This window comes from Lysobacter gummosus, assembly GCF_001442805.1.
In the GTDB taxonomy this organism is placed as follows: domain Bacteria; phylum Pseudomonadota; class Gammaproteobacteria; order Xanthomonadales; family Xanthomonadaceae; genus Lysobacter; species Lysobacter gummosus.
The window spans coordinates 4,192,505-4,216,418 of record NZ_CP011131.1 but is presented as its reverse complement, the minus strand read 5'-3'; the positions used below and the strand labels follow the sequence as shown (position 1 = coordinate 4,216,418).

At 65.4% G+C, this 23,914-nt stretch carries 36 protein-coding genes; 28 read left to right on the top strand and 8 right to left on the bottom strand.

Translation table 11 applies throughout. From position 1 onward, the window contains the following. Position 1: 1 nt before the first annotated feature. From rplD to LG3211_RS16940, 27 genes are all read left to right on the top strand, one after another. Positions 2–607: a 50S ribosomal protein L4 gene (gene rplD, locus LG3211_RS17070; protein ID WP_057943877.1), complete on the top strand. Its 606-nt coding sequence runs from the start codon at positions 2–4 to the stop codon at positions 605–607. After that, on the top strand, positions 604–900 hold the full coding sequence (gene rplW, locus LG3211_RS17065) for a 50S ribosomal protein L23 (protein ID WP_057943876.1): 297 nt from the start codon (positions 604–606) through the stop codon (positions 898–900). Before rplD ends, rplW begins: the two co-directional genes overlap by 4 nt. Before the next feature lie 10 nt (positions 901–910). Beyond that, entirely contained in the window at positions 911–1,738 is an 828-nt protein-coding gene (rplB, locus tag LG3211_RS17060) for a 50S ribosomal protein L2 (RefSeq protein WP_057943875.1), read from the top strand. A gap of 6 nt (positions 1,739–1,744) precedes the next feature. After that, positions 1,745–2,014 carry a 30S ribosomal protein S19 gene (gene rpsS / locus LG3211_RS17055; protein ID WP_057943874.1) on the top strand — a complete coding sequence of 90 codons (270 nt, stop codon included), beginning with the start codon at positions 1,745–1,747 and terminating at the stop codon, positions 2,012–2,014. 10 nt (positions 2,015–2,024) lie between these two features. Next, positions 2,025–2,360, top strand: coding sequence for a 50S ribosomal protein L22 (gene rplV, locus LG3211_RS17050; RefSeq protein WP_057943873.1), 336 nt, complete (start codon positions 2,025–2,027; stop codon positions 2,358–2,360). Positions 2,361–2,374: 14 nt separating this feature from the next. Further along, positions 2,375–3,118 (top strand): 30S ribosomal protein S3, encoded by a 744-nt coding sequence (gene rpsC / locus LG3211_RS17045; protein ID WP_057943872.1) that lies wholly within the window; start codon positions 2,375–2,377, stop codon positions 3,116–3,118. A 6-nt stretch (positions 3,119–3,124) separates the two neighbouring features. Further along, positions 3,125–3,538, top strand: coding sequence for a 50S ribosomal protein L16 (gene rplP / locus LG3211_RS17040; protein WP_036111797.1), 414 nt, complete (start codon positions 3,125–3,127; stop codon positions 3,536–3,538). After that, positions 3,538–3,723 (top strand): 50S ribosomal protein L29, encoded by a 186-nt coding sequence (rpmC, locus tag LG3211_RS17035; protein ID WP_057943871.1) that lies wholly within the window; start codon positions 3,538–3,540, stop codon positions 3,721–3,723. The genes rplP and rpmC overlap by 1 nt, the downstream gene beginning before the upstream one ends. Positions 3,724–3,732: 9 nt before the next feature. Beyond that, positions 3,733–4,002, top strand: coding sequence for a 30S ribosomal protein S17 (rpsQ, locus tag LG3211_RS17030; RefSeq protein ID WP_057943870.1), 270 nt, complete (start codon positions 3,733–3,735; stop codon positions 4,000–4,002). Positions 4,003–4,016: 14 nt separating this feature from the next. After that, positions 4,017–4,385: a 50S ribosomal protein L14 gene (gene rplN / locus LG3211_RS17025; protein WP_031373826.1), complete on the top strand. Its 369-nt coding sequence runs from the start codon at positions 4,017–4,019 to the stop codon at positions 4,383–4,385. A 16-nt stretch (positions 4,386–4,401) separates the two neighbouring features. Further along, the gene (gene rplX, locus LG3211_RS17020) at positions 4,402–4,716 is read left to right on the top strand and encodes a 50S ribosomal protein L24 (protein ID WP_057943869.1); all 315 of its coding nucleotides are present in this window, start codon (positions 4,402–4,404) and stop codon (positions 4,714–4,716) included. Positions 4,717–4,727: 11 nt separating this feature from the next. Next, positions 4,728–5,270: a 50S ribosomal protein L5 gene (rplE, locus tag LG3211_RS17015; protein WP_057943868.1), complete on the top strand. Its 543-nt coding sequence runs from the start codon at positions 4,728–4,730 to the stop codon at positions 5,268–5,270. Positions 5,271–5,285: 15 nt separating this feature from the next. Further along, positions 5,286–5,591, top strand: a complete 306-nt coding sequence (gene rpsN, locus LG3211_RS17010; protein ID WP_057943867.1) for a 30S ribosomal protein S14 — start codon at positions 5,286–5,288, stop codon at positions 5,589–5,591. A gap of 145 nt (positions 5,592–5,736) precedes the next feature. Then, positions 5,737–6,135 (top strand): 30S ribosomal protein S8, encoded by a 399-nt coding sequence (gene rpsH, locus LG3211_RS17005; protein ID WP_057943866.1) that lies wholly within the window; start codon positions 5,737–5,739, stop codon positions 6,133–6,135. A 14-nt stretch (positions 6,136–6,149) separates the two neighbouring features. Beyond that, entirely contained in the window at positions 6,150–6,677 is a 528-nt protein-coding gene (gene rplF, locus LG3211_RS17000; protein ID WP_057943865.1) for a 50S ribosomal protein L6, read from the top strand. A gap of 66 nt (positions 6,678–6,743) precedes the next feature. Then, a complete protein-coding gene (gene rplR, locus LG3211_RS16995; RefSeq protein WP_057918898.1) occupies positions 6,744–7,097 on the top strand; it encodes a 50S ribosomal protein L18 in 354 nt (117 codons plus the stop codon). Positions 7,098–7,298: 201 nt separating this feature from the next. Then, on the top strand, positions 7,299–7,838 hold the full coding sequence (gene rpsE, locus LG3211_RS16990) for a 30S ribosomal protein S5 (RefSeq protein WP_046657640.1): 540 nt from the start codon (positions 7,299–7,301) through the stop codon (positions 7,836–7,838). After that, positions 7,831–8,037, top strand: a complete 207-nt coding sequence (gene rpmD / locus LG3211_RS16985; protein ID WP_036111762.1) for a 50S ribosomal protein L30 — start codon at positions 7,831–7,833, stop codon at positions 8,035–8,037. Before rpsE ends, rpmD begins: the two co-directional genes overlap by 8 nt. A gap of 10 nt (positions 8,038–8,047) precedes the next feature. Continuing rightward, complete coding sequence (gene rplO / locus LG3211_RS16980) at positions 8,048–8,485, top strand: 50S ribosomal protein L15 (protein WP_036111758.1); 438 nt, start codon at positions 8,048–8,050, stop codon at positions 8,483–8,485. 7 nt (positions 8,486–8,492) lie between these two features. Further along, positions 8,493–9,866 carry a preprotein translocase subunit SecY gene (gene secY / locus LG3211_RS16975; RefSeq protein ID WP_057943864.1) on the top strand — a complete coding sequence of 458 codons (1,374 nt, stop codon included), beginning with the start codon at positions 8,493–8,495 and terminating at the stop codon, positions 9,864–9,866. Positions 9,867–10,099: 233 nt separating this feature from the next. Continuing rightward, complete coding sequence (gene rpsM / locus LG3211_RS16970) at positions 10,100–10,456, top strand: 30S ribosomal protein S13 (RefSeq protein ID WP_036111754.1); 357 nt, start codon at positions 10,100–10,102, stop codon at positions 10,454–10,456. A gap of 13 nt (positions 10,457–10,469) precedes the next feature. Further along, positions 10,470–10,862 (top strand): 30S ribosomal protein S11, encoded by a 393-nt coding sequence (gene rpsK, locus LG3211_RS16965; protein ID WP_036111750.1) that lies wholly within the window; start codon positions 10,470–10,472, stop codon positions 10,860–10,862. A gap of 14 nt (positions 10,863–10,876) precedes the next feature. Then, positions 10,877–11,506 carry a 30S ribosomal protein S4 gene (gene rpsD / locus LG3211_RS16960; RefSeq protein WP_036111747.1) on the top strand — a complete coding sequence of 210 codons (630 nt, stop codon included), beginning with the start codon at positions 10,877–10,879 and terminating at the stop codon, positions 11,504–11,506. Between the two features lie 159 nt (positions 11,507–11,665). Continuing rightward, positions 11,666–12,664 (top strand): DNA-directed RNA polymerase subunit alpha, encoded by a 999-nt coding sequence (locus tag LG3211_RS16955; protein ID WP_057943863.1) that lies wholly within the window; start codon positions 11,666–11,668, stop codon positions 12,662–12,664. Between the two features lie 238 nt (positions 12,665–12,902). Beyond that, on the top strand, positions 12,903–13,277 hold the full coding sequence (gene rplQ, locus LG3211_RS16950) for a 50S ribosomal protein L17 (RefSeq protein WP_057943862.1): 375 nt from the start codon (positions 12,903–12,905) through the stop codon (positions 13,275–13,277). 315 nt (positions 13,278–13,592) lie between these two features. Further along, positions 13,593–14,093, top strand: coding sequence for a disulfide bond formation protein B (locus LG3211_RS16945; protein WP_057943861.1), 501 nt, complete (start codon positions 13,593–13,595; stop codon positions 14,091–14,093). An 87-nt stretch (positions 14,094–14,180) separates the two neighbouring features. Next, positions 14,181–15,575: a class II 3-deoxy-7-phosphoheptulonate synthase gene (locus LG3211_RS16940; RefSeq protein WP_057943860.1), complete on the top strand. Its 1,395-nt coding sequence runs from the start codon at positions 14,181–14,183 to the stop codon at positions 15,573–15,575. Positions 15,576–15,683: 108 nt separating this feature from the next. Here LG3211_RS16940 and LG3211_RS16935 read toward each other — a convergent pair whose 3' ends face one another. Beyond that, on the bottom strand, positions 15,684–16,373 hold the full coding sequence (locus LG3211_RS16935) for an ArsR/SmtB family transcription factor (RefSeq protein ID WP_057943859.1): 690 nt from the start codon (positions 16,371–16,373) through the stop codon (positions 15,684–15,686). Positions 16,374–16,447: 74 nt separating this feature from the next. Here LG3211_RS16935 and LG3211_RS16930 point away from each other — a divergent pair, with 74 nt between their 5' ends. Beyond that, positions 16,448–17,464, top strand: coding sequence for an alpha/beta hydrolase (locus LG3211_RS16930; protein WP_057943858.1), 1,017 nt, complete (start codon positions 16,448–16,450; stop codon positions 17,462–17,464). Between the two features lie 32 nt (positions 17,465–17,496). Here LG3211_RS16930 and LG3211_RS16925 read toward each other — a convergent pair whose 3' ends face one another. From LG3211_RS16925 to LG3211_RS16895, 7 genes are all read right to left on the bottom strand, one after another. Then, complete coding sequence (locus tag LG3211_RS16925) at positions 17,497–19,137, bottom strand: amidase (RefSeq protein ID WP_057943857.1); 1,641 nt, start codon at positions 19,135–19,137, stop codon at positions 17,497–17,499. Between the two features lie 320 nt (positions 19,138–19,457). Continuing rightward, the gene (pqqE, locus tag LG3211_RS16920) at positions 19,458–20,630 is read right to left on the bottom strand and encodes a pyrroloquinoline quinone biosynthesis protein PqqE (protein ID WP_083512614.1); all 1,173 of its coding nucleotides are present in this window, start codon (positions 20,628–20,630) and stop codon (positions 19,458–19,460) included. 34 nt (positions 20,631–20,664) lie between these two features. Beyond that, positions 20,665–20,961, bottom strand: a complete 297-nt coding sequence (gene pqqD, locus LG3211_RS16915) for a pyrroloquinoline quinone biosynthesis peptide chaperone PqqD (RefSeq protein WP_057943856.1) — start codon at positions 20,959–20,961, stop codon at positions 20,665–20,667. Next, entirely contained in the window at positions 20,958–21,743 is a 786-nt protein-coding gene (gene pqqC, locus LG3211_RS16910) for a pyrroloquinoline-quinone synthase PqqC (RefSeq protein ID WP_057943855.1), read from the bottom strand. The genes pqqD and pqqC overlap by 4 nt, the downstream gene beginning before the upstream one ends. Further along, complete coding sequence (gene pqqB / locus LG3211_RS16905; protein WP_057945551.1) at positions 21,740–22,672, bottom strand: pyrroloquinoline quinone biosynthesis protein PqqB; 933 nt, start codon at positions 22,670–22,672, stop codon at positions 21,740–21,742. The genes pqqC and pqqB overlap by 4 nt, the downstream gene beginning before the upstream one ends. 64 nt (positions 22,673–22,736) lie before the next feature. Continuing rightward, positions 22,737–22,820: a pyrroloquinoline quinone precursor peptide PqqA gene (gene pqqA / locus LG3211_RS27490; RefSeq protein WP_036111709.1), complete on the bottom strand. Its 84-nt coding sequence runs from the start codon at positions 22,818–22,820 to the stop codon at positions 22,737–22,739. A 417-nt stretch (positions 22,821–23,237) separates the two neighbouring features. Then, a complete protein-coding gene (locus LG3211_RS16895; protein ID WP_057943854.1) occupies positions 23,238–23,711 on the bottom strand; it encodes a DUF2127 domain-containing protein in 474 nt (157 codons plus the stop codon). Between the last annotated feature and the right edge of the window lie 203 nt (positions 23,712–23,914).

Sequence of the window (23,914 nt, the reverse complement as noted above, 5' to 3'; positions counted from 1 at the left end):
GATGGAACTTGCCATCAACGGTAGCGACAAGAAGCTGTCGGTTTCCGACGCCATCTTCGATCGCGAATTCAGCGAAGACCTGGTTCACCAGGTTGTTGTGGCCTACCGCAACGCGGGCCGCGCCGGCACCAAGGCGCAGAAGACGCGTTCGGAAGTCAACGGCACCACCAAGAAGTCGAAGAAGCAGAAGGGCGGCGGTGCGCGTCATGGCGCGCTGACGGCTCCGATCTTCGTCGGCGGCGGCGTGACCTTCGCGGCCAAGCCGCGCAGCTTCGCCCAAAAGGTGAACCGCAAGATGTACCGCGCGGCGATCGCTGCGATCCTGTCGGAATTGAACCGCCAGGGCCGCATCACCGTCGTCGAAAAGCTGGATATCGACTCGCCGAAGACCTCGGGCATGATCGCCATGCTCAAGTCGCTCGAAATGGGCCGTCGTCCGCTGCTCGTCACCGAGGAAGCGTCCGAGAATCTGTACCTCTCGGCCCGCAACCTGCCTTATGTGGAAGTCCGCGACGTGCAGGGACTCGATCCGGTGGCCCTCGTCGGCGCCGATTCGATCGTGTTCACCGCCGATGCGGTCAAGAAGATCGAGGAGTGGCTGGCATGAACGACGCCAAGCTCTACAGCATCATCCGCGCACCGCGCGTGTCCGAAAAGACCGCGCGTCTGCAGGAAGTCTCCAACCAATACGTCTTCGAAGTGGCGACGGACGCTACCAAGGCCGACATCAAAGTCGCCGTGGAAAAGCTGTTCGACGTGAAGGTCGAGGCTGTCAATGTGGTCAACGTGAAGGGCAAGCAGAAAGCCTTCAAGAACCGCATGGGCCGTCGCGCCGACTGGCGCAAGGCGTACGTGAAGCTGGCCGATGGCCAGTCGATCGACGTGATGGCCAAGGCCTGAGGAAAGATCCATGGCATTGATGACTTTCAAGCCCACTTCCGCCGGTCGCCGCAATGCGGTCCGCGTCGTGACGCCGGGCCTGCATAAGGGCGCGCCGCACGCGGCGTTGGTCGAAAAGCAGAGCAAGAGCGGCGGCCGTAACCACCACGGTCGCATCACCACCCGTCACATCGGCGGTGGTCACAAGCAGCATTACCGCATCATCGACTTCAAGCGCGACAAGGAAGGCATTCCGGCGCGCGTGGAGCGGATCGAATACGATCCCAACCGCACCGCGCACATCGCGCTGCTGTGCTACGTCGATGGCGAACGCCGTTACATCATCGCCCCCAAGGGCCTGAAGGACGGCGATCAGGTGATCGCGGGCCGTGACGCTCCGATCCGCGTCGGCAACACGCTGCCGCTCACCAACATCCCGGTCGGCTCCACGGTGCATTGCATCGAAATGAAGCCGGGCAAGGGTGCTCAGCTCGCCCGCGCCGCCGGCGCCGGCGTGCAGCTGGTCGCTCGCGAGCAGGGCTACGCCACGCTGCGTCTTCGCTCCGGCGAAATGCGCAAGGTGCCGGTCGAGTGCCGCGCCACCATCGGCGAAGTCGGCAACGACGAGCACAGCCTCGAGAAGCTCGGCAAGGCCGGCGCCAAGCGTTGGCGCGGTATCAAGCCGACCGTTCGCGGCGCGGCCATGAACCCCGTCGATCACCCGCACGGTGGTGGTGAGGCGAAGGCTGGCCAGGGCAACCCGCATCCGGTCACCCCGTGGGGTGTTCCGACCAAGGGTTACAAGACGCGCAAGAACAAGCGCACCACGCAATTCATCGTGCGCGATCGCAGGGGTTAATCGGACATGGCACGTTCACTCAAGAAGGGCCCGTTCGTCGATCATCATCTGATGAAGAAGGTCGAAACCGCGGGCAACAACAAGAAGCCGATCAAGACCTGGTCGCGTCGTTCGATGGTGCTGCCGGAAATGGTTGGCTTCACGATCGCCGTCCATAACGGCAAGAATCACATCCCGGTGCTGGTCAACGAAAACATGGTTGGCCACAAGCTTGGCGAGTTCGCTTTGACCCGTACGTTCAAGGGTCACGGCGGCGACAAGAAGTCGGGCAAGTAAGGAGATGACTATGGAAGCGAAAGCCATCCTGCGCACCGCGCGCATCTCCCCGCAGAAGGCCCGCCTGGTCGCTGACCAGGTGCGCGGTCTGTCCGCTGAGCGCGCCGTCAACCTGCTGAAGTTCTCGGACAAGAAGGCAGCTGCACTGATCCGCAAGGTCGTGGAGTCCGCCATCGCCAACGCCGAGAACAACCAGGGCGCCGACATCGACGAGCTCAAGGTCAAGACCATCATGGTGGACGAGGGTCCCGCACTGAAGCGCTTTATGGCTCGTGCGAAAGGCCGCGGCACCCGCATCCTCAAGCGCACCAGCCACATCACTGTGGTTGTGGGCGCGGGCAAGTAAGGCGGAGTCAGACAATGGGTCATAAAGTTCATCCGACCGGAATCCGCCTGGGCATCGCCAAGGACTGGAATTCCAAGTGGTTCGCCAACAAGAAGCAGTACGCCGAGTACCTGGCGGCTGACCTGAAGGTTCGCGAAATGCTTCGCAAGAAGCTGGCTCAGGCCGGCATCTCGAAGATCTTCATCGAACGTCCGGCGAACAACGCCCGCGTGACGATCCACACCGCCCGTCCGGGCGTGGTGATCGGCAAGCGCGGCGAGGACATCGAGAAGCTGCGTAAGGAAGTCAGCGCGCTGATGGGCGTTCCGGCGCACATCAACGTGACCGAGGTCCGCAAGCCGGAGCTCGACGCGCAGCTCGTCGCCGAGTCGATCGCTCAGCAGCTGGAACGCCGCATCATGTTCCGCCGCGCCATGAAGCGCGCGGTCGGCAACGCGATGCGCCTGGGTGCCCTGGGCATCAAGGTCAACGTCGCCGGCCGTCTCAACGGCGCCGAAATCGCGCGTTCGGAGTGGTACCGCGAAGGTCGCGTGCCGCTGCACACGCTGCGTGCCGACATCGACTATGGCTTCGCTGAAGCCAAGACGACCTACGGCATCATCGGCATCAAGACCTGGATCTATAAGGGCGAAGTGTTCGACTTCTCCCAAGTGGGCCAGGAGAAGCAGGACGATTCGCCGCGCAGCGATCGTGGTGACCGCGGCGACCGCGGTGATCGTAACGACCGTCCGGGCCGTCCTGCCCGCGAACAGAGGTAATCCGTCATGTTGCAACCCAAGCGAACCAAGTACCGCAAGGTACACAAGGGCCGCAATGATGGCCTGAGCTGGAGCGGCAACGCCGTCAGCTTCGGCGAATACGGCCTCAAGGCAACCGCGCACGGTCAGCTGACCGCGCGCCAGATCGAGGCGGCCCGCCGTTCGATCAGCCGTTACGTCAAGCGTGGCGGCAAGATGTGGATCCGCGTGTTCCCGGATAAGCCGATCACCAAGAAGCCGATCGAAGTCCGAATGGGCTCCGGTAAGGGCAACGTCGAGTACTGGGTCGCTCAGATCCAGCCCGGTCGCATGATTTACGAGATCGAAGGTGTGGCTGAAGACGTGGCGCGCGAAGCGTTCCGTCTGGCCGCGGCCAAGCTCTCGGTGACCACCACTTTCGTTACCCGGACGGTGCGCTAATGGAACTCAAGCAACTTCGTCAGAAGTCGGCCGATGAGCTCAAGGCTCATCTGGTCGAGCTGCATAAGGAGAGCTTCGCTCTGCGCATGCAGAAGGCCACCGGCCAGCTGGCCAAGACCCACGAACCCCGCCGCGTGAAGCGCGAGATCGCTCGCGTGAACATGCTGCTGGGCGAGAAGAAGTAAGGACCCGCCATGACCGACAACAATACAGACAAGGCGCTGCGCACGGTTGAAGGCCGGGTCGTCAGCAACAAGATGGACAAGACCGTCACCGTGCTGGTTGAGCGTCAGGTCAAGCACGCGCTGTACGGCAAGTACATCCGTCGCTCGACCAAGCTCCACGCCCATGACGCCGATAACGCCTGCAAAGAAGGCGACATCGTGCGGGTGAAGGAAATTGCTCCGATGTCCAAGACCAAGAACTGGAGCGTGGTTGAAATCGTCAGCCGCGCGGCCGTCTAAGAGGAGGCTGAACCATGATCCAGATGCAAAGCTACCTCGGCGTTGCCGACAACTCCGGTGCTAAGGAAGTGATGTGCATCAAGGTGCTCGGCGGCTCCAAGCGCCGTTACGCGCACATTGGCGACATCATCAAGGTCACCGTGAAAGACGCGATCCCGCGCGGCAAGGTCAAGAAGGGCGACGTCTACGACGCCGTCGTGGTCCGCACCCGCAAGGGTGTGCGCCGTCCGGACGGCTCGCTGATCCGCTTCGATGGCAACGCTGCGGTGTTGCTCAACAATAAGCATGAGCCGATCGGCACCCGTATCTTCGGACCCGTGACTCGCGAGCTTCGCTCGGAGAAGTTCATGAAGATCGTCTCGCTCGCGCCTGAAGTGCTCTGAGCAGAGGAACTAGACCATGAACCGTATCAAGAAGGGCGATCAAGTGATCGTCACCGCCGGCAAGGACAAGGGCAAGAAGGGCGATGTGGTGCGCGTGCTCGGCGACAAGGTCGTCGTGTCGAACATCAACATCATCAAGCGCCACACCAAGCCGAATCCGCAGGCCAACCAGCCGGGCGGCGTGATCGAGCGCGAAGCGCCGATTCACATTTCCAACGTCATGCTGTTCAACCCTGCCACCGGCAAGGGCGAACGCATCGGTTTCAAGGTGCTGGAGAATGGACGCAAACTGCGTGTGTTCCGCTCCAGTGGTGAGGCGGTTGACGCCTGAGGAATGCTGAAATGACCACCCGGCTCGAAGAGTTTTACAAGAAAGAAGTGGTTCCGTCGCTGACCGAAAAGTTCGGCTACAAGAACCCGATGGAAGTGCCGCGCCTCGTCAAGATCACGCTGAACATGGGCGTGGGCGAAGCGGCCACCAACAAGAAGATCCTGGAAAATGCCGTCGCCGACATGACCAAGATCGCCGGCCAGAAGCCGATCGTGACCAAGTCCCGCGTGTCGGTGGCTTCGTTCAAGATCCGCGACGGCTGGCCGATCGGCGCCAAGGTCACCCTGCGCCGCGCCAAGATGTACGAGTTCCTGGACCGCCTGGTCAACATCTCGTTGCCGCGCGTGCGCGACTTCCGTGGTGTTTCCGGCCGTTCGTTCGACGGCCGTGGCAACTACAACATGGGCGTCAAGGAGCAGATCATCTTCCCGGAAATCGATTTCGACCAGGTCGACGCCCTGCGCGGCATGGACATCGCGATCACCACGACCGCGAAGACCGACGCCGAGGCGAAAGCCCTGCTCGAAGCCTTCCGCTTCCCGTTCCGCAACTGAGTCTAGGATTGAACTATGGCTAAGACTTCCATGATCAACCGCGACATCAAGCGGACCAAGCTGGTGAAGAAGTATGCCGGCAAGCGCGATGCGTTGAAGAAGATCATCTCCAGCGACAGCGCTTCGTACGAAGACAAGGCCGAGGCGGTCATCAAGTTGCAGAAGCTGCCGCGCGATTCCTCGCCGAGCCGCCAGCGCAACCGTTGCGCCCTGACCGGTCGTTCGCGCGGCGTCTACAAGAAGTTCGGCCTGGGCCGCAACAAGCTGCGCGAAGCCACCATGCGTGGCGACGTGCCGGGCCTGCGCAAGGCAAGCTGGTAAATCTCTGGTACTATTACCGGCTTTCCCGGTTCCACCGCCGCGGCCCTCGGGTCGCGGCGGCGTTGTTGAAGCAACGTAACTAGCTGTATCTATTACTGAAATTCGCAATCCCGCGGATATCGGTGCTACTCATAGGTGATATTCAATGAGCATGACTGATCCCATCGCCGACATGCTGGTCCGCATCAAGAATGCGGCCGCTGTGCGCAAGCAGACGGTGAAAATGCCGTCGTCCAAGGTCAAGGTGGCTATCGCCGCCGTGCTGAAGGACGAGGGTTACATCCTGGATTCGCGCGTGACCGAAGTCGGTCCGGGCAAATCCGAACTCGAAATCTCGCTGAAGTACTACGAAGGCAAGCCGGTGATCGAGCGCCTCCAGCGCTACTCCCGTTCGGGCCTGCGCCAGTACCGCGGCAAAGACGGGTTGCCCAAGGTCCTCGGCGGCCTGGGTATCGCCATCATCTCCACCTCCAAGGGCATCATGACTGACGCGCAGGCGCGCCAGCAGGGCGTCGGTGGTGAAGTCCTGTGCTTCGTGGCCTAAGGGAGTAATCAGACATGTCCCGAGTTGCCAAGAAGCCGATCGCTCTCCCGAAGGGCGTCGAAATCAACATCCAGGCCGAAACGATCGTCGCCAAGGGCCCGAAGGGCTCGTTGTCGATCGGTAAGCCGGCCGCCATCAATCTGAAGGTCGAGAACGGCGAAGCCCTGTTCACGACCGAAGACGCGGCGCTGATCCCGCTGACCGGTACCCTGCGCGCCATCCTCGCCAACATGGTGAAGGGCGTGTCGGAAGGCTTCGAGCGCAAGCTCGAGCTGGTCGGCGTCGGTTACCGCGCCTCGATGCAGGGCGCCGATCTGAACCTGGCCCTGGGTTTCTCCCATCCGGTTCTGTTCAAGGCCCCGGAAGGCATCACCATCGCGACCCCCACCCAGACCGAAATCCTGGTCCAGGGCGCGGACAAGCAGCGCGTCGGTGAAGTCGCCGCCAAGATTCGCGGTTTCCGTCCGCCGGAGCCCTACAAGGGCAAGGGCGTGAAGTACGCCGGCGAAGTCATCATCCGTAAGGAAGCCAAGAAGGCCTAACGGGTAGGGCGCCGGCCCTGGTGCCGGCGTCAAAACACCAAGCTTTCAGCTTTCGGAGATCAGAACATGAACAAGAACATCGCTCGTCTGCGTCGCGCCAAGTCGACCCGCTCGCACATCCGCAATCTCGGCGTCGCCCGTCTGACCGTGCTTCGCACCGGTCAGCACCTGTACGCCCAGGTCTTCACCGCCGACGGTTCCAAGGTCCTGGCCACGGCTTCGACCGTGCAGGCCGACGTCAAGGAAGGCCTGAAGAACGGCAAGAACGCCGAAGCCGCCGTCAAGGTCGGCAAGCTGATCGCCGAGCGCGCCAAGGCTGCGGGCATCGAGAAGGTCGCTTTCGACCGCTCGGGCTACCGCTACCACGGCCGCATCAAGGCGCTGGCCGATGCCGCGCGTGAAGGCGGTCTGCAGTTCTAATACGGCTAGCCGTATTCAGACTGACAGCAGGCTTGAAAGCGTGGAGATTCGTCTCCACGCCTTTCGCACCGAACAGCTTCACCTGCCGACACGGGCTTGTGTCGGGCGCTTTGGCGGATTCCTGCCACTGCGCGGCACCCGAACCACTTCACAATCATAAGCGGCCACGCCGCAAATCCCTTTAATCAAAGAGACATCGAAATGGCAGACGATAGAGCCCCGCGGGGCCGCGACCGTGATCGCAACCGCGAAGAGATCGACGACGGCATGATCGAAAAGCTGATCGCGGTCAACCGCGTCAGCAAGACCGTCAAGGGCGGTCGCCAGTTCACCTTCACCGCGTTGACGGTGGTCGGTGACGGCAACGGCAAGGTCGGCTTCGGTTACGGCAAGGCGCGCGAAGTGCCGGTCGCGATCCAGAAGTCGATGGAATACGCCCGCAAGGCGATGAACAACGTGGACCTCAACGGCGGCACCTTGTGGCATGCCGTGAAGTCCGGCCATGGCGCGGCGCATGTGTACATGCAGCCTGCCTCGGAAGGTACCGGCGTGATCGCCGGCGGCGCGATGCGCGCCGTGCTCGAAGCGGTCGGCGTCAAGAACGTGTTGGCCAAGGCCACCGGTTCGCGCAACCCGATCAACCTGGTTCGCGCCACGCTGAAGGGTCTGACCGGCATGCATTCGCCGGCCAAGATCGCGGCCAAGCGCGGCAAGAAGGTGGAGGATCTCAACCATGGCTAAGGCTGCTAACAAGCCCGTCGAAGGCGGCACCGTCACGGTGCGCCTGGTCAAGGGTCTGCGTGGCTGTCAGTCGCGTCACCGTCTGTCGGTGAAGGCGCTCGGCCTGAACAAGCTCAACGACGTGCGGACGCTGAAAGACAGCCCGCAGGTTCGTGGCCTGATCAATACGGTCCACTACCTGGTTCAGGTCGAGGGCTAAGGAGAACATCATGCGTCTCAATACACTCAAGCCGGCTGACGGCGCCCGCGAAGACCGCAAGCGCGTCGGTCGCGGTATCGGTTCCGGCCTCGGCAAGACCGCCGGCCGCGGCCACAAGGGTTCTTTCGCCCGTTCGGGCAAGGGCAAGATCAAGGCCGGCTTCGAAGGCGGTCAGATGCCCATGCAGCGTCGTCTGCCGAAGATCGGCTTCCGCTCCAAGCTGAAGAACGATACGGCCGAAGTCCTGCTGTATCAGCTGGACAAGCTGGAAGCCGGCGAGATCGATTTCGCCGCGCTCAAGGCCGCGAAGCTCGTTCCGAGCAACGCCAAGCAGGCCAAGATCGTGAAGAAGGGCGAGCTGACCAAGAAGTTCGTGCTCAAGGGCGTGCTGGCCACGGCCGGTGCGAAGGCCGCGGTCGAAGCGGCCGGCGGCAAGGTCGAGGAGTAAGGGCTCAATGGCGCGCAGCGGCAACGCAATGGCTGGAATCGGCGGCGGACTCGGCAAGTTCACCGAGTTGCGTCAGCGTTTGCTGTTCGTCATCGGCGCGTTGATCGTCTATCGCATCGGCAGCTACATCCCGGTGCCGGGTATCAACCCGGAGGCGATGGTCAAGTTCATGGAGACCAAGCAGGGCACCATCGTGGACATGTTCAACATGTTCTCCGGTGGCGCTCTGCACCGTTTCAGCCTGTTCGCGTTGAATGTGATGCCGTACATCTCGGCGTCCATCATCGTGCAGTTGCTGGTGCAGATCGTGCCGAGCCTGAAGGCCATCCAGAAGGAAGGCGAGTCGGGCCGTCGCAAGATCAACCAGTGGTCGCGCATGGGTGCGATTCCGCTCGCGGTGTTCCAGGCATGGGGCATCGCGGCGGGTCTGCAGTCGAGCGTGGCGCCTGACGGTCTGCCGGTGGTGTACGCACCGGGCATGGGCTTCATCCTGACCGCCGTGATCTCGCTGACCGCCGGCACCATGTTCCTGATGTGGCTGGGCGAGCAGATCACCGAGCGCGGTATCGGCAACGGCGTGTCGCTGATCATCTTCGCCGGTATCGTGGCGGGCCTGCCGGCCGCGGTGCTGCAGATGTTCGAGCAGATCCGCAACGGCGACATGAGCGCGATCGCGGCCATCGCCGTCATCGCCCTGGTGTTCGGCTTCACCTACCTGGTGGTCTTCGTCGAACGCGGCCAGCGCCGGATCACGGTCAACTACGCCCGTCGTCAGGGCGGTCGCAACGCCTACATGAATCAGGCGTCGTTCCTGCCCCTGAAGCTCAATATGTCGGGCGTTATCCCGGCGATCTTCGCTTCGAGCATCGTGATGTTCCCCGCCACCGCGGCGACCTGGTTCGCCCAGAGCAACAGCGGCAGCGGCGTGTCCGGCTTCCTCCAGCGCATGAGCCAGTGGCTCAGCCCGGGTGAACCGGTGCACATGATCCTGTATGCTGGTCTGATCATCGGCTTCGCGTTCTTCTACACGGCGCTGGTGTTCAATTCGCAGGAAACCGCCGACAACCTCAAGAAGTCGGGCGCGCTGATCCCGGGCATCCGTCCCGGCAAGGCCACCGCGGACTACGTTGATGGCGTGCTGACGCGGCTTACCGCGGCCGGCGCGATTTACCTGGTGATCGTCTGTCTCCTCCCGGAGATCATGCGTACCCAGCTCGGCACCTCGTTCTACTTCGGTGGCACCTCGCTGCTGATCGTGGTGGTCGTGATTATGGATTTCATCGCTCAAATCCAGGCTCATCTGATGTCGCATCAGTACGAGAGCCTGTTGAAGAAAGCGAATTTGAAGGGCGGCTCGCGCGGCGGTCTCGCGCGCGGGTGAGTCAGGACCGGTTCGCGCGCAAGAGTAGCGCGCGGGGCTGAGCAGGGCAGGTCATCGCATTGTTCAGCCAGTTCAGACTCGTCGCCGGAGCATGGGCACACTCCCCATGCCGTGGTTCCGTGGCACCTCTGGTGCCGCGGGGCTTCCTATTAACCCGAGACCTAGATATAATTTCCAGTTCACTCCGCCGGGATTAATCCGTCTCGGCCGCCAAATCAGTTGGAGATCGCCTTATGGCGCGTATTGCGGGCGTTAATTTGCCTGCCCAGAAGCATGTCTGGGTTGGCCTGCAAAGCATTTTCGGCATCGGCCGTACCCGTTCGAAGCAAATCTGCCAGACGGCAGGCGTGACTTCGACGACGAAGATCCGTGACCTGTCCGAGCCCGAAGTCGAGCGCCTGCGCGCCGAAGTCGGCAAGTTCGTGGTCGAGGGCGATCTGCGTCGTGAGGTCGGCATCGCCATCAAGCGTCTGATGGACCTGGGCTGCTACCGCGGCCTGCGTCACCGCCGCGGCCTGCCGCTGCGTGGTCAGCGTACCCGGACCAATGCACGTACCCGTAAGGGTCCGCGCAAGGCCATCAAGAAGTAAGGGGACCTAGACCATGGCCAAGCCGGCAGCAGTCAAGACCAAGAAGAAGATCAAGCGCATCGTCACCGACGGTATCGCCCACGTCCACGCTTCTTTCAACAACACCATCATCACGATCACCGACCGCCAGGGCAACGCGCTCTCGTGGGCGACTTCGGGCGGCGCGGGTTTCCGCGGCTCGCGTAAGTCGACCCCGTTCGCCGCCCAGGTGGCAGCCGAAAAGGCTGGCCGTGCTGCGCTCGACTACGGCGTCAAGTCGTTGGAAGTGCGCATCAAGGGCCCGGGTCCGGGTCGCGAGTCCGCCGTTCGTTCCTTGAACAACGTCGGGTACAAGATCATCAACATCATCGACGTGACGCCCATCCCGCACAACGGGTGCCGTCCGCCGAAAAAGCGTCGCGTCTGAGGAGCTGAAGAAAAATGGCTCGTTATATTGGCCCCACCTGTAAGCTCGCTCGTCGCGAAGGCGCTGACCTCGGTCTGAAGTCTTCCGCGCGTGCGCTCGACTCGAAGTGCAAGCTCGAGCAAAAGCCCGGCCAGCATGGCCCCACCGCCCGCAAGGGCAAGCTGTCCGACTACGCCACCCAGCTTCGCGAGAAGCAGAAGGTCAAGCGTATCTACGGTCTGCTGGAACGTCAGTTCCGCAACTACTACAAGAAAGCCTCGACCAAGAAGGGCAACACCGGCGAGAACCTGCTGCAGTTGCTGGAAACCCGTCTGGACAACGTCGTCTACCGCATGGGCTTCGCCGTGACTCGTCCGGCTGCCCGTCAGCTGGTCTCGCACCGCGGCGTCACGGTCAACGGCAAGTCGGTCAACCTGCCTTCCTACCAGGTCAAGGCCGGTGATGCGATCGCTCTGTCCGAGCGCGCCCAGAAGCAGCTTCGCGTGCAGGAATCCCTGACCGTGTCGTCGCAGATGGACCTGTCGCCGTCGTGGGTCGAAGTGGACAGCAAGAAGTTCAGCGGCGTGTTCAAGGCGGTTCCGGATCGTGCGGACCTGCCGGCCGACATCAACGAAGCGCTGATCGTCGAGTTGTACAGCAAGTAATAGTGCAGGGCATCCGCCGGCGTCCCTCGGGATTCCGGCGGAGAACCCGCAACCCAGGTCGGTGCGCCAGTCGCATCGGCCGCTCCCTCGATCCGAGGGGGCTCCAAGAGCTAAAGCCTCTCGCCGCCCCCCGGCCGAGGTCATTGGAGACACCGAAACATGACGGTTACCGCCAACCAGGTACTGCGCCCGCGCGGTCCGCAGATCGAACGCCTCGCCGGCAATCGCGCGAAAGTCGTGATTGAACCGTTGGAGCGCGGTTACGGCCACACGCTGGGCAACGCGCTGCGTCGCGTGCTGCTGTCGTCGATCCCGGGTTTCGCCATCACCGAGGTCGAAATCGACGGCGTACTGCATGAGTACACCACGGTCGAAGGTCTGGAAGAAGACGTGCTGGAAGTTCTGTTGAACCTCAAGGACGTCGCCATCCGCATGCACACCGGCGACGCTTCGACGCTGTCGCTGGCCAAGCAGGGTCCCGGCATCGTCACCGCCGGCGACATCAAGACCGACCACAACGTTGAAATCCTCAACAACGACCACGTGATCTGCCACCTGACCAAGGATACGGCGATCAACATGCGTCTGAAGATCGAACGCGGTTTCGGCTACCAGCCGGCGGCTTCGCGCCGTCGTCCGGACGAAGAAACCCGCGCGATCGGCCGCCTGATGCTGGATGCCAGCTTCTCGCCGGTCCGTCGCGTCGCTTACGCCGTGGAAGCCGCGCGCGTCGAGCAGCGTACCGACCTGGACAAGCTGGTTCTGGATATCGAAACCAACGGCACGATCGACGCCGAGGAAGCCGTGCGCACCGCCGCCGACATCCTCACCGATCAGCTGTCGGTGTTCGGCGACTTCACCCACCGCGACCGCGGTGCGGCCAAGCCGGCGACCAGCGGTATCGATCCGATCCTGCTGCGTCCGATCGACGACCTCGAACTCACCGTTCGTTCGGCCAACTGCCTCAAGGCCGAGAGCATCTACTACGTCGGCGATCTGATCCAGAAGACCGAAGTCGAGCTGCTCAAGACCCCGAACCTCGGCAAGAAGTCGCTCACCGAGATCAAGGAAGTGCTGGCTCAGCGCGGCCTGTCCCTCGGCATGAAGCTGGAAAACTGGCCGCCGGCGGGTATCGCTTCGCATGGGATGATGGGCTGAGCCTAGCGCTCGGTTCATACGCGACCGCGCCTTCGGGCGCGGTCTGCGTCTAGACGATTCGTAAGCAACACCGCTTCAAGCAAGAACGCTTCACGCAACACCTATCCCGACGGACATTCAAGTCCGCGGTACGCCGATCAAGGAACGATCGGTTCGGACCACCCGCAGTCCAATGCACCAACGCCTGGATGGCGACAGCGAAGTCCAATCGTTTCAACATTCATCAGGAATCACAGTCATGCGCCATCAGAAAGCCGGCCGTAAGTTCAGCCGCACCAGTGCTCACCGCGACGCCATGTTCACCAACATGGCCGCTTCGCTGATCAAGCACGGTCTCATTCGCACCACCCTGCCGAAGGCCAAGGAGCTGCGCCGCGTCGCCGAGCCGCTCATCACGCTGGCGAAGAAGGACGGCGTCGCCAATCGCCGCCTGGCCTTCTCGCGCCTGCGCGACAAGGAAGCCGTCGGCACCTTGTTCGTCGAACTCGGCCCGCGTTACGCCTCGCGTCCGGGCGGCTACCTGCGCATCCTCAAGTGCGGTTTCCGCGCTGGCGACAATGCGCCGATGGCCTATGTCGAGCTGGTCGATCGTCCGCAAGCCGCGGCCGAGTAATCAAGCCGCGCCGGGCGACCGGCGCTGCGATGTACAAGATCCATAAACGACAAGGTCCGCGGCCGCTCATCCGGCCAGGGACCCGTCAGCGAAACCCCGGCCCCGGCCGGGGTTTTTGCTTTTAGGCGACGGTTACGCCGGCAACGGTTGCAGCGGAAAATGATCATGGGAGGCAGGTCCAGGTAACGGTTGGTTTGCGCGCGCAACTTTCGCCGCCGGGCGCAGTCGATGTTGACTGCGACGAAACGCCACGTTGCGCCACGACATGCCTATCCGACATTGGCACGACCCGACCCAGACCCGTATGGTGTGAATATGAGCCCCTTCAAAGCCTCCTTCCGTATCCAGTACCTGCTCGGCTTCCTGGCCTGCGCGGCGCTGCTGGCATATGCGTTCTACCTGCAGCTTTACCAGCACCTCGAGCCGTGCCCGCTGTGCATCTTCCAGCGCGTGGCGTTCGCCGCCCTGGGCGTGGTGTTTCTGATCGGCGGTCTGCATGGGCCGAAGAAGCCCGGCGGCCGTCGCAGCTACGGCGTCCTGGCGCTGTTAGCGTCGTTGGCGGGCATCGCGGTGGCCGGCAATCACGTGCGCCTGCAGCACTTGCCGCCGGATCAGGTCCCGGCCTGCGGCCCGGGACTGAACTACATGGTCGAGGCCATGCCGCTGGCCAGCGTGATCCGCAAGGTCATGACCGGCTCGGGCGAATGCGCCGCGGTCGATTGGACCTTCCTGGGCCTGGCCATGCCGGCCTGGAGCCTGATCTGTTTCATCGTGCTGGCGCTGTGGGCGGCCTATGCCGCGTTCCGCGCACGTTGAACCGAGTAAGCCTTTAATTGCAGCCGTCCCAACCCTCCCATCCACCCCAACCATCCACACACCGCGACACCAACTGGAATCAAGGAAATGAGCGCTTCCGATCGCAACAGCAACCTTCGTGCCGTCAATCTGCCCGCCGACTGGAGCCCGACCTCCTGGCGTGAGCGCACCGCACTGCAGTTGCCCAGCTATCCGGACGCGACCGAGTTGGAATCGGCGTTGCAGGAGCTGCGTCAGTTGCCGCCGCTGGTGACGTCGTGGGAGATCCTCTCGCTCAAGCAGCAGCTGGCCGAGGCTCAGGAGGGCAAGCGATTTTTGCTGCAGGGCGGCGACTGCGCCGAGAGCTTCGACCAGTGTTCCTCCGACGTCATCTCCAACCGCCTGAAGGTGTTATTGCAGATGAGCCTGGTGCTGGTCCACGGCATGCGCAAGCCGGTGGTGCGCGTGGGCCGCTTCGCCGGCCAGTACGCCAAGCCCCGTTCGGCCGACAGCGAGACCATCGACGGGGTGACTCTGCCGAGCTACCGCGGCGACATGGTCAACGCGCCGGCCTTCAACGAGGCCGCGCGCAAGCCCGATCCGCGTCGCATGATCAAGGGTCACGCCCGTTCGGCGATGACGATGAATTTCGTCCGCGCCCTGATCGACGGCGGTTTCGCCGACTTGCACCATCCCGAGTACTGGAACCTGAGCTGGGTCGGCCACTCGCCGCTGGCCGACGAATACCGGCGCATGGTCAATGCGATCGGCGACGCGGTGCGTTTCATGGAGACGCTGTCGGGTTCGGAAGTGCACAACCTCAACCGGGTGGATTTCTACACCTCGCACGAGGCCTTGCTGCTGCCGTACGAAGAATCGCTGACCCGGCAGGTGCCGCGTCATTGGGGCTTCTTCAACCTCAGCACTCACTACCCGTGGATCGGCATGCGTACCGCCGCGGTCGAGGGTGCGCACGCGGAGTACTTCCGCGGCATCCGCAATCCGATCGCGCTCAAGGTCGGCCCGTCGGTGACGCCGGATCAGCTGCTGCGCACGATCGATCTGCTGAACCCCGAGGATGAGCCGGGCCGTCTGACCTTCATCCACCGCATGGGCGCGACCGCGATCGCCGAAAAGCTGCCGCCGCTGCTCGATGCGATGCGCCGCGACGGCCGCCGCGTGCTGTGGGTGTGCGATCCGATGCACGGCAATACCGAAAGCACCAGCAACGGTTACAAGACCCGTCGTTTCCGCAATATCCGCTCGGAGATCGAAGACTCCTTCGAACTGCATGCGGCGGCGGGCACGCGCCTGGGCGGCGTGCACCTGGAGCTGACCGGCGAAGACGTGACCGAGTGCCTGGGCGGCGCGCGCGAGCTCACCGAGAGCGATCTGGAACGCGCCTACCAGTCCACCGTCGATCCGCGCCTGAACTACGAGCAGGCGTTGGAAGTGGCGATGCTGATCGTGCGCAAGCAGGTGCAGATCGCCGCGCCGGCCTGATCGGCCGGTTCGACCCGTTGCGCTGCGAAGCCCGCCGATCGGCGGGCTTCGTGTTTGTGGAACGATCCGAACGGGCGGTCGCTTCCACGCGCCGTAGATTCGCCGCGCTCAGTCCGAGCGCGACCATTCGCGCAATTTGCGCGCGCCGGCGTCGGTGACATCCAGACTGCGCGAGTTGCGCCGCCGGCGCAGCAGGCCCTGGGCGAGGCAGGCGGCGAGCAGGTTGGCGCCGAGCTGTCCGCCGATGTGCGGGCGACGCTCGCTCCAGTCCAGGCACGGGCGCAGGGCCGGTCGGCGCCGGGTTGGATCCGGCAGCGCCACGCCCAGGCGCACGATGCGTTCGCCGCCGTCCGCCGTCAGCGTCCAGCCTTGCGGCTGTGCCGCGATCCAGCCGTTGCGTTGCCACGCATCGGCCAGGGCGACGGCGAGTTCGCCGGCAAGATGGTCGTAGCAGGTGCGCGCGTGGCGCAGCGCCGCGTCCCTGGGGCCGAGCAAGGATCGCGGCCGCGGCCGCGAAGCCAGACCGTCGGTGAGGCCGAGCAAGGCTTCGACTGCCTCGGCGACTTCGCCGGAGGCGAGCCGGTGATAGCGGTGCCGCCCCTGTTTTTCCGTGGCGATCAGCGCCGCCGCGCCGAGCCGGGCGAGATGGGTGCTGGCGGTCTGCGGAGCGACGCCGGCGGCGGCCGCCAGCTCGCCCGCGCTGCGGCTGCGGCCGTCGAGCAAGGCGACCAGCATCAGCGCGCGCGCGGGGTCGCCGATCGCGGCGGCGATGTCGGCCAGGGCGTGTTCGGTTCGCACGATTCGATGTTGGTCGAAGCGTTGTGGCAGCGCAAGTGCGCACAATCGCGGCACTTTCCCAGGCGGCGACCACGATGAAACGACGCGACTTGATGCGCTTGCCGATGTACGCGATGGCGATGTCGGCGCTGCCCAGCCCGGCCGGGGCGATGGCGGCGAGCGCCGCCGCGAGCGCGCCCAGCCAACGATATGCGGCGGACTGCGTACTGGACGGGCAGAGCTTGCGTCTGTCGCTGGTGCGTCGGGCGGGCATCGGCCCGGTGGTGCTGTATGTGCATGGCGCGACGTTTCCCTGCGACTTGTCGGTCGGCTGGCGGATGCAGGGCGTGTCGTGGCTGGATCATCTGCAATCCCGGGGTTTCGACGCCTGGGGCTTGGATTTCGCCGGTTACGGGCGATCCGAGCGGCCGGCGGTGTTCGCCGCCGATCCGCATTCGGCGCCGCCGTGGGGCGACTACCGCATGGGCGCGGCGCAGATCGCGGCCGCGATCGCGGCGATACGGCGCGAACGTCCGCGCGCGCCGATCCATCTGCTCGCCCATTCCTGGGGCACGCTACCGGCAAGGCAGGCGGCGATCGAGCACCCCGACGCGGTGAGCAAACTGGTCTTGTTCGGCCCGGTGGCGACCCGCGAAGGGCCGCGCGAGAACGCGCCCGCGCCGGCCTGGGCGCTGATCGGCGCGGCCGAACAACGGCCGCGGCAACGCTCCGGGTTGCCGGCGGATGCGCCCACGCCGGTGAGCGCGGAAGAGATCGAACGATGGTGCGCGGCGTATCTGGCCACCGACCCCGACTCGGCCGCGCGCAGCCCGCCGGCGGTGCGGATTCCGAACGCGCCGATCGCCGACATCGACCGGCTGTGGGCCGGCGAATCGCTGGTCGACCACGCCCGGGTGCGGCAACCGACCTTGATCGTGCGCGGCGAGTGGGACCACGTCACCACCGATGCCGACGCCGCGCGTGTGTACGCCGAGCTCAGCGCCGCCGCCGAGCGTCGCGACGTCAAGATTTCCGGCGGCAATCACTGGCTGCATCTGCAGCCGCGGCGGACCGCATTGTGGTCCACGGTGAGCGCGTTTCTAAGCGATTGAGCGGCGCCGCGCGCGAGCGTGCGCGGGCGCGCTTACGGACTCAGCGTCTGCCGATAGCGCGGCGGCGTGCGCGCCTGGGCGGCCTGCTCGAAGGCGTAGCCCAGCGAGAGCAGCTGGGCGTCGTTCCAGCGTTTGCCGATGAACGCCAGACCGACCGGCAGGCCCGAGGCCTCGCCCATCGGCACCGTCAGGCTGGGGTAGCCGGCAACCGCGGCCGCGCCCCAGTTCTCGCCGCTCAAGACGTCGCCGTTGACCGGGTCGACCATGAACGCAGGCGAGGTGGTCGGGGCGATCAGGGCGTCGAGCTTGTGCTGCTTGAGCGCGGCATCGATGCCTTGCGCGCCGGCGAGCTGGCGCGCCTGCGCCGCGGCCTTGCGATAGGCCGGGTCCTTGAGGCTGTTCTTCCGCGCCGCTTGTTCCAGCAGCTCTTGGCCGAAATACGGCATTTCGTGCGCGGCGTTGGCGCGGTTGAAGGCGATCAGCTCGTCCATGGTCTTGATCGGCGCGCCGCTGTCGCGCAGATAGCGTTCCAGGCCGTCCTTGAACTCGTACAGCAGCACCTGGAATTCGGCTTCGCGCCATTTGCCGTCGTTGGGCATGCGCACCTCGACGATGGTCGCGCCGGCGTCGCGCATGAGCTTGAGCGCGCGCTGCAGCGCCGCATTGCCCTCGGGCGGCAGCTTGACCGCGCTGTCGCGCAGCAGGCCCAGGCGCGCGCCGTTGAGCGAGTCGGCGTCGAGCGCGGCGACGTAATCGGCCACGCGCTTGCCGGCCGCGGCCCGCGCCGCGCTGTCGTCGCCGGCCTCGGCCGCGGCGAGCACGCTGAGCAACTGCGCCGCGTCGGCGACGCTGCGCGCCATCGGCCCGGCGGTGTCCTGGCTGCTTGAGATCGGAATGATGCCGGCGCGGCTGACCAGCCCGACCGTGGGCTTGAAGCCGACCAGGCCGTTCATCGCCGACGGGCACAGCACGCTGCCGTCGGTTTCGGTGCCGACCCCGACCGCAGCCAGGTTCGCCGCGATCGCGGTGCCGGTGCCGCTGCTGGAGCCGCAGGCGCTGCGGTCGAGCACGTAGGGATTGCGGGTCAGCCCGCCGCGCGCGCTCCAGCCGGAGATCGAGCGATCGGAGCGGAAGTTGGCCCATTCACTGAGGTTGGTCTTGCCCAGGATCACCGCGCCGGCCGCGCGCAGCGCCGCGACCAGCGGCGCGTCGCGCTTGGGCCGGTGCCCGGCCAGGGCCAGCGAGCCGGCCGAGTTGACCATCGGCGTGGCGTCGATGTTGTCCTTCACCAGCACCGGAATGCCGTGCAGCCGGCCGCGCAGTTTGCCGGCCTTGCGCTCCTCGTCGAGCGCGCGCGCTTCGGCGATCGCGTTCGGATTGATTTCGATCACCGCGTTGAGCCGCGGGCCGTTGTCGTCGAGCGCGGCGATGCGGTCCAGGTAAGCCTGGGTCAGGCGCACGCTGCTCAGATTGCCGTCGGCCATGCGCGCGGCGAGCGTGGCGGTGTCGGCCTCGACGATGCGCAGCGGATCGCCCGGCGCGAATCCCCTCGGCGCCGCGCCGTTCGCCGCCGCCGGGCGCGAGCTTCGCGATGCGCCGTCGCCGGCGCAACCGGCCAGGGCCAGGGCGAGCGCAAGCAGGCTGAGACGAGCGGTGAAATGGGGGATGGGCATGGCCGGTTCCGGATCGGGACGCGCAAGGAATTCGCGCGAGTATGCACGCGGTTCGGCGCAGTGGAAGCCGGATGCGATCGGGCAAGGCGGGCCGCGGCGTATCGCGGCGCGTCGGCGGTGGAAGACGTGAGTCGGCGGCGTGCCTGGGACCTGCAGATACGGCACAGCGGCGTTTTTTCGGGTCCGCGCGGCGCCCGGGGCCGTCGCGGGATCGCGGGGACTCAAGCGCAGGCGAATGCGGCATCGGCGCGGAAACAATGCGCGACGCCGATCGCTCTCGCGCCGCGACTGCGAGCGCAGTTCGCGGCGCGTCGGGGCGATCAGTCCTCGGCGGCGAGGTTCGCCGTCGTCGCGCGCATGCGGCGATACACGAACTGCGGCGCGGGCGCCGAGGCTTCGGCGATCGCCAGCGCGAGCACCCGCTCGTGGTCGGGCGACTTTTCGCAGACCGGATCGAGCGTGTCGGCGCGGCCGCTCAACGCCAGCGCCTGGCAGCGGCAGCCGCCCCAGTCGCGTTCGCGATGTTCGCAGCCGCGGCAGGGCTCGGGCATCCAGCCGGTGCCGCGATAACGGCGGAAGGCTTCCGAGTCGCGCCAGATCTCGCCCAGGCTGCGTTCGCGCACCGATTCGAAATGCAGGTCGGCGATGGTCTCGGCGGCGTGGCAGGGCAGCACCTTGCCTTCGGGGGTGATGTTGACGAAACGCTGCGCCCAGCCGCCCATGCAGGCCTTGGGCCGGCGCGCATAGTAGTCGGGCGTGACGTAGTCGATGGTGAGCCGGCCGCGCAGCCGCAGGCGCGCGTCTTCGACCACGGCGGTGACCGCGTCGAGCTGCGCGCGCGTGGGCATCAATGCGGCGCGATTCTTCAAACCCCAGCCGTAGTACTGCGTGTGCGCGACTTCCAACCGCCCGGCGCCCAGTTCGAGCGCGAGTTCGATCATGTCCGCGACGCGTTCGGCGTTATGCCGATGGACCACGGCATTGAGCGTGAGCGGCAATTCCAGTTCGCCGCACCAGCGCGCCAGGGCGAGTTTGCGCTGGTGGCTGCCGGCGTAACCGGCGATGCGGTCGGCGCCTTCGCTATGGCTGTCCTGGATGCTCAGTTGCAGGTGATCCAGGCCGGCATGCTGCAGTTCCTGCAAGCGCTCGCGGCTGACGCCGACGCCGGAGGTGATGAGGTTGCAGTACAGGCCGTGCGCGCGCGCATGTCGCAGCAGCTCGGGCAGATCCTTGCGCAAGGTCGGCTCGCCGCCGGAGAAATGCGCCTGCAGGATGCCGAGTTCGGCCGCTTGTTCGAGCACGCGCAGCCATTGTTCGGTGCTCAGCTCCTCGCGTACGCCGACCAATTGCAGCGGGTTGGAGCAATACGGGCACGACAACGGGCAACGATGGGTGAGTTCCAGCAACACCGCCAGCGGCGGCGCCGGCTCGGGATCTGCGCGCAACGGCCGCAACGATGCGGCGGTGGCGACCGTGGCGGCGTCGGTGCTCATGACGGGCGATACCGGGCGCGCATCGGCTCCGCCCTCACGACATCTGCGGCGCGAACGCCAGCATGCGTTTTTCGAGCAGGCCGGCGAACAGTTCGAGCACGTCGCTGTAGATCTCCCCCGCATCGGCGCCGTACTCGGTCGCCAGCGCGGCGACGATGGCTTCGACGTCGGAACGCCCGTCGATGTGAGTGAGCACGGCGTGGGCGATGTCGTCGAGCTCGACCACGCGCTCGGGCGCCAGCAGCACCCACTGATCGCGCGCGCGGTCGTGCTGCAGGCGCACGCCGACCGGGAAGCGCAGCACGCTGCCGGCGTCGATGGTCGCGGTCATGACGGCATCCGCCGCGGATCGAACGCGCCCGGCGGAATCAGCCGCGGCTCGACGTAGGCCAGGTGCAGCGCGTCGAGCATCGACCACAGCACCTCGCACTTGAAACGCAGCGCGTCGCAGACCGCGTCCTGCTGCTCGCGCGTGCGCGCATGGCGCTTGACGTAGTCCAGGGCGAAGTTCGCGTCCTGCGGCGCCTGATGCAGGCGCGAGTCGAAATAGGCCAGCGCCTTGGGCGAGACGAAATCGTAATTGGCCAGCATGCCGGCGACGCGCTGGCCGATGATGGTCGGCGCGAACAATTCCGTGAGCGAGGAGGCGATGGCTTCCAGCAGACTGCGTTCGCGCACGAAGTGGATATAGGCCTGCACCGCGAACCGCGTCGCCGGCAGCAGGGCGCGGCCGGATTCGACCAGTTCGCGATCCAGCCCCAGCGCATCGGTCAGATGCAGCCAGCGCGCGATGCCGCCGTCGCCTTCGCGTTCGCCGTCGTGATCGACGATGCGCTGGCGCCACACGCGGCGCAGTTGCGGATCTTCGATGCGGGCGAGCAGGGCGGCGTCCTTGAGCGGGATGCAGCGCTGGTATTCGAAGCGGTTCAGTGCCCAGGCCTGGACCTGGCCGCGATCCAACTGCCCACCGTGCAGCAGACCGTGGAAGGGATGCTTGTCGTGATAGCGTTCGGCGCCGATCGCGCGCAGGCGCGCTTCCAGTTGCTCAGGCGACAGCAGTTCACGATCGTGCGGCGCGAGGGCGCGCGGCAGGTCGGCGGCGCTGGCGTTCATAGGCTCACTTCCATGCCGTCCTCGGCGATGTCCCAGCCGTGCGCGCGGGCTTGCGCGCGCTCGGGCGAGGATTCGTCCAGGACCGGGTTGGTGGTGTTGAGATGGATGAAGATCTTGCGCCGCACGTCCAGCCCGGCGAACGCGGCGAGAGTGCCGGCGTCGTCGTCGCCGTTGCCGCCGGCGATGCTCATGTGGCCCATGCGCGCGCCGGTCTTGCTGCCGACGCCGGCGCGCTGCATTTCATCGTCGCGCCACAAGGTGCCGTCGAAGAACAGCAGCGCCGCGCCGTGCAGGCGCTGGCGCAAGGCCGGGGTCAGTTCGGCGCAGCCGGGTATGTAGTAGAAGCGTTCGCGGCCGTCGGAAATTTCCAGGCCGACCGTCTCTTCCTCGCCGCCCTGCAGGTCGCCGTTGGCGCGCGACTCCATGAACAAGGGCACTTTGCCGGGGACGCTGAAAGCGGTGACGCGCAGGCCCAGCGGCGCGTGGAGGCCGGCGATGTCCAGCGGCGCCTCCAGGGTCAGCGCGCGGCGGGTGACGTAGTCGGGATGGAGCGAGTCGAAGATCGGATTCTGGCTGAGCACGTCGAGCACGCGCGCGCTGGCCCACAGATCGAAGCGCTGGCGTTCGCGCATCGACAGGAGCCCGGCGATGTGATCGATTTCGCCGCTGGTCAGCAGTACCGCTTCGATCGGCGAATGGCGCAGATCGCGCTGCGGCCATAGCGCGGGCGCGGCGAGAATCTGCTGGCGGAAGTCGGGCGAGGCGTTGATCAGCAGCCAGCGTTCGCCATCGGCGCTGACCGCGATGCTGGCCTGGCTGCGGCGTTGATGGCCGGGCTCCTGGCGCCAGGCGCGCCGGCTGCCGGGGGTATTGCAGTTCCACTGCGGATAGCCGCCCCCGGCCGCCGCACCGAGCACGAGGATGCGCATCATCGATGAACCATCGATGCGATGCGCTGCCGCATGTGCGTTGCGACGGCGGAAGCGGACATGCTCAGAACAGATCGCCGGAGGAGTACGAGTTGATTTCGCAACCGACCGAGATTTCGCGGATCTGAGGCTTGGACCAAGTCTTCATAAGCGTTCCTCATGTTGGACAGTGGGCTGTGAGCGTGGAAACCGCGTGCTTGGGAGGGCGCGCGTGCGCATCGGTGAGGTATTGAGCATGCCGCTGGATGCGCTGCGGCGGCATGCCTCGCAACTCGCGTTGCGATGCCGAAACCATACACCGGAGCGGTGCGCGATGCCTGTGACTTCAGCCCGAACGGGTTGGAATGCAGGCACGGTGAAAATTAATCCGCAGCTAACATTCGGGCGCGCGCGCTGGCGCGGCAGCGAGGCTTGGAGGTGTGTTGGGGGAGGAGGGCTTTTGCTGTGGGAGGGAGCTTCAGCCCCGATGCTTTTCGGTCAGATCGCTGGTAAGCCCGCGGCGACTTGATCGAAAAGCATCGGGGCTGAAGCTCCCTCCCACAAAGACGTGCCGCGTCGGCGGGCCTCAGCGGCGCCGCTTGAGAATGTCGCGCGCGAGAACCCAAACCACGATCACGTTGATTATGAGAACCGCCGTGGCGAGCCAGCCGGGGTGGCGGGTCAGCGCGTAGATGTCGAACGGCAGGTACAGCGCCGCACCCAGGCAGCCCAGCCACGAGGCCCAGGCCTTGGCCTTCCACAGGCCCCAGGCTTCGATCAGGTGCAGCACGCCGTAGGCGAGCACGATGGCCGCGGCCAGGTGCACCGAATTCGGGCTGATGCTGTGCGCCAGCCAGGCCAGCGAGCCGTGCTCGGGGTCCAGGTGGAAGCGCTTGATGAGTTCTTCGATCCAGCGCTGCAGCGGCGCCGGCCCGAGCAGTTCCAGGCCGCTGGCGGCCGACAGCGCGAGCGCGCCCTTGGCCGCTTCGACCGCGGCGATCACGTGCAGGCCCGGATGGGCCTTGGGGTTGGCGTCGTAGTGGTGTTCGGGTGCGGTCATCGCGCGTGCGCCGGCCAGTGTCGGGCCGTGCCCGGCAGGGCAGCGCGGGAGCCGGGGATTGCGATCAGACCGTGCACATGCATGCCGCTTCGATCCTCATGACGCGCCAAGGTTCGCAACGCGGCGAGGCGGGCGGCCCGGCGGACGCGGCACGCGCCGATGCGCGATGCCGCCGTGCCCCAAGTCCCGCGTGACGCTTCGTT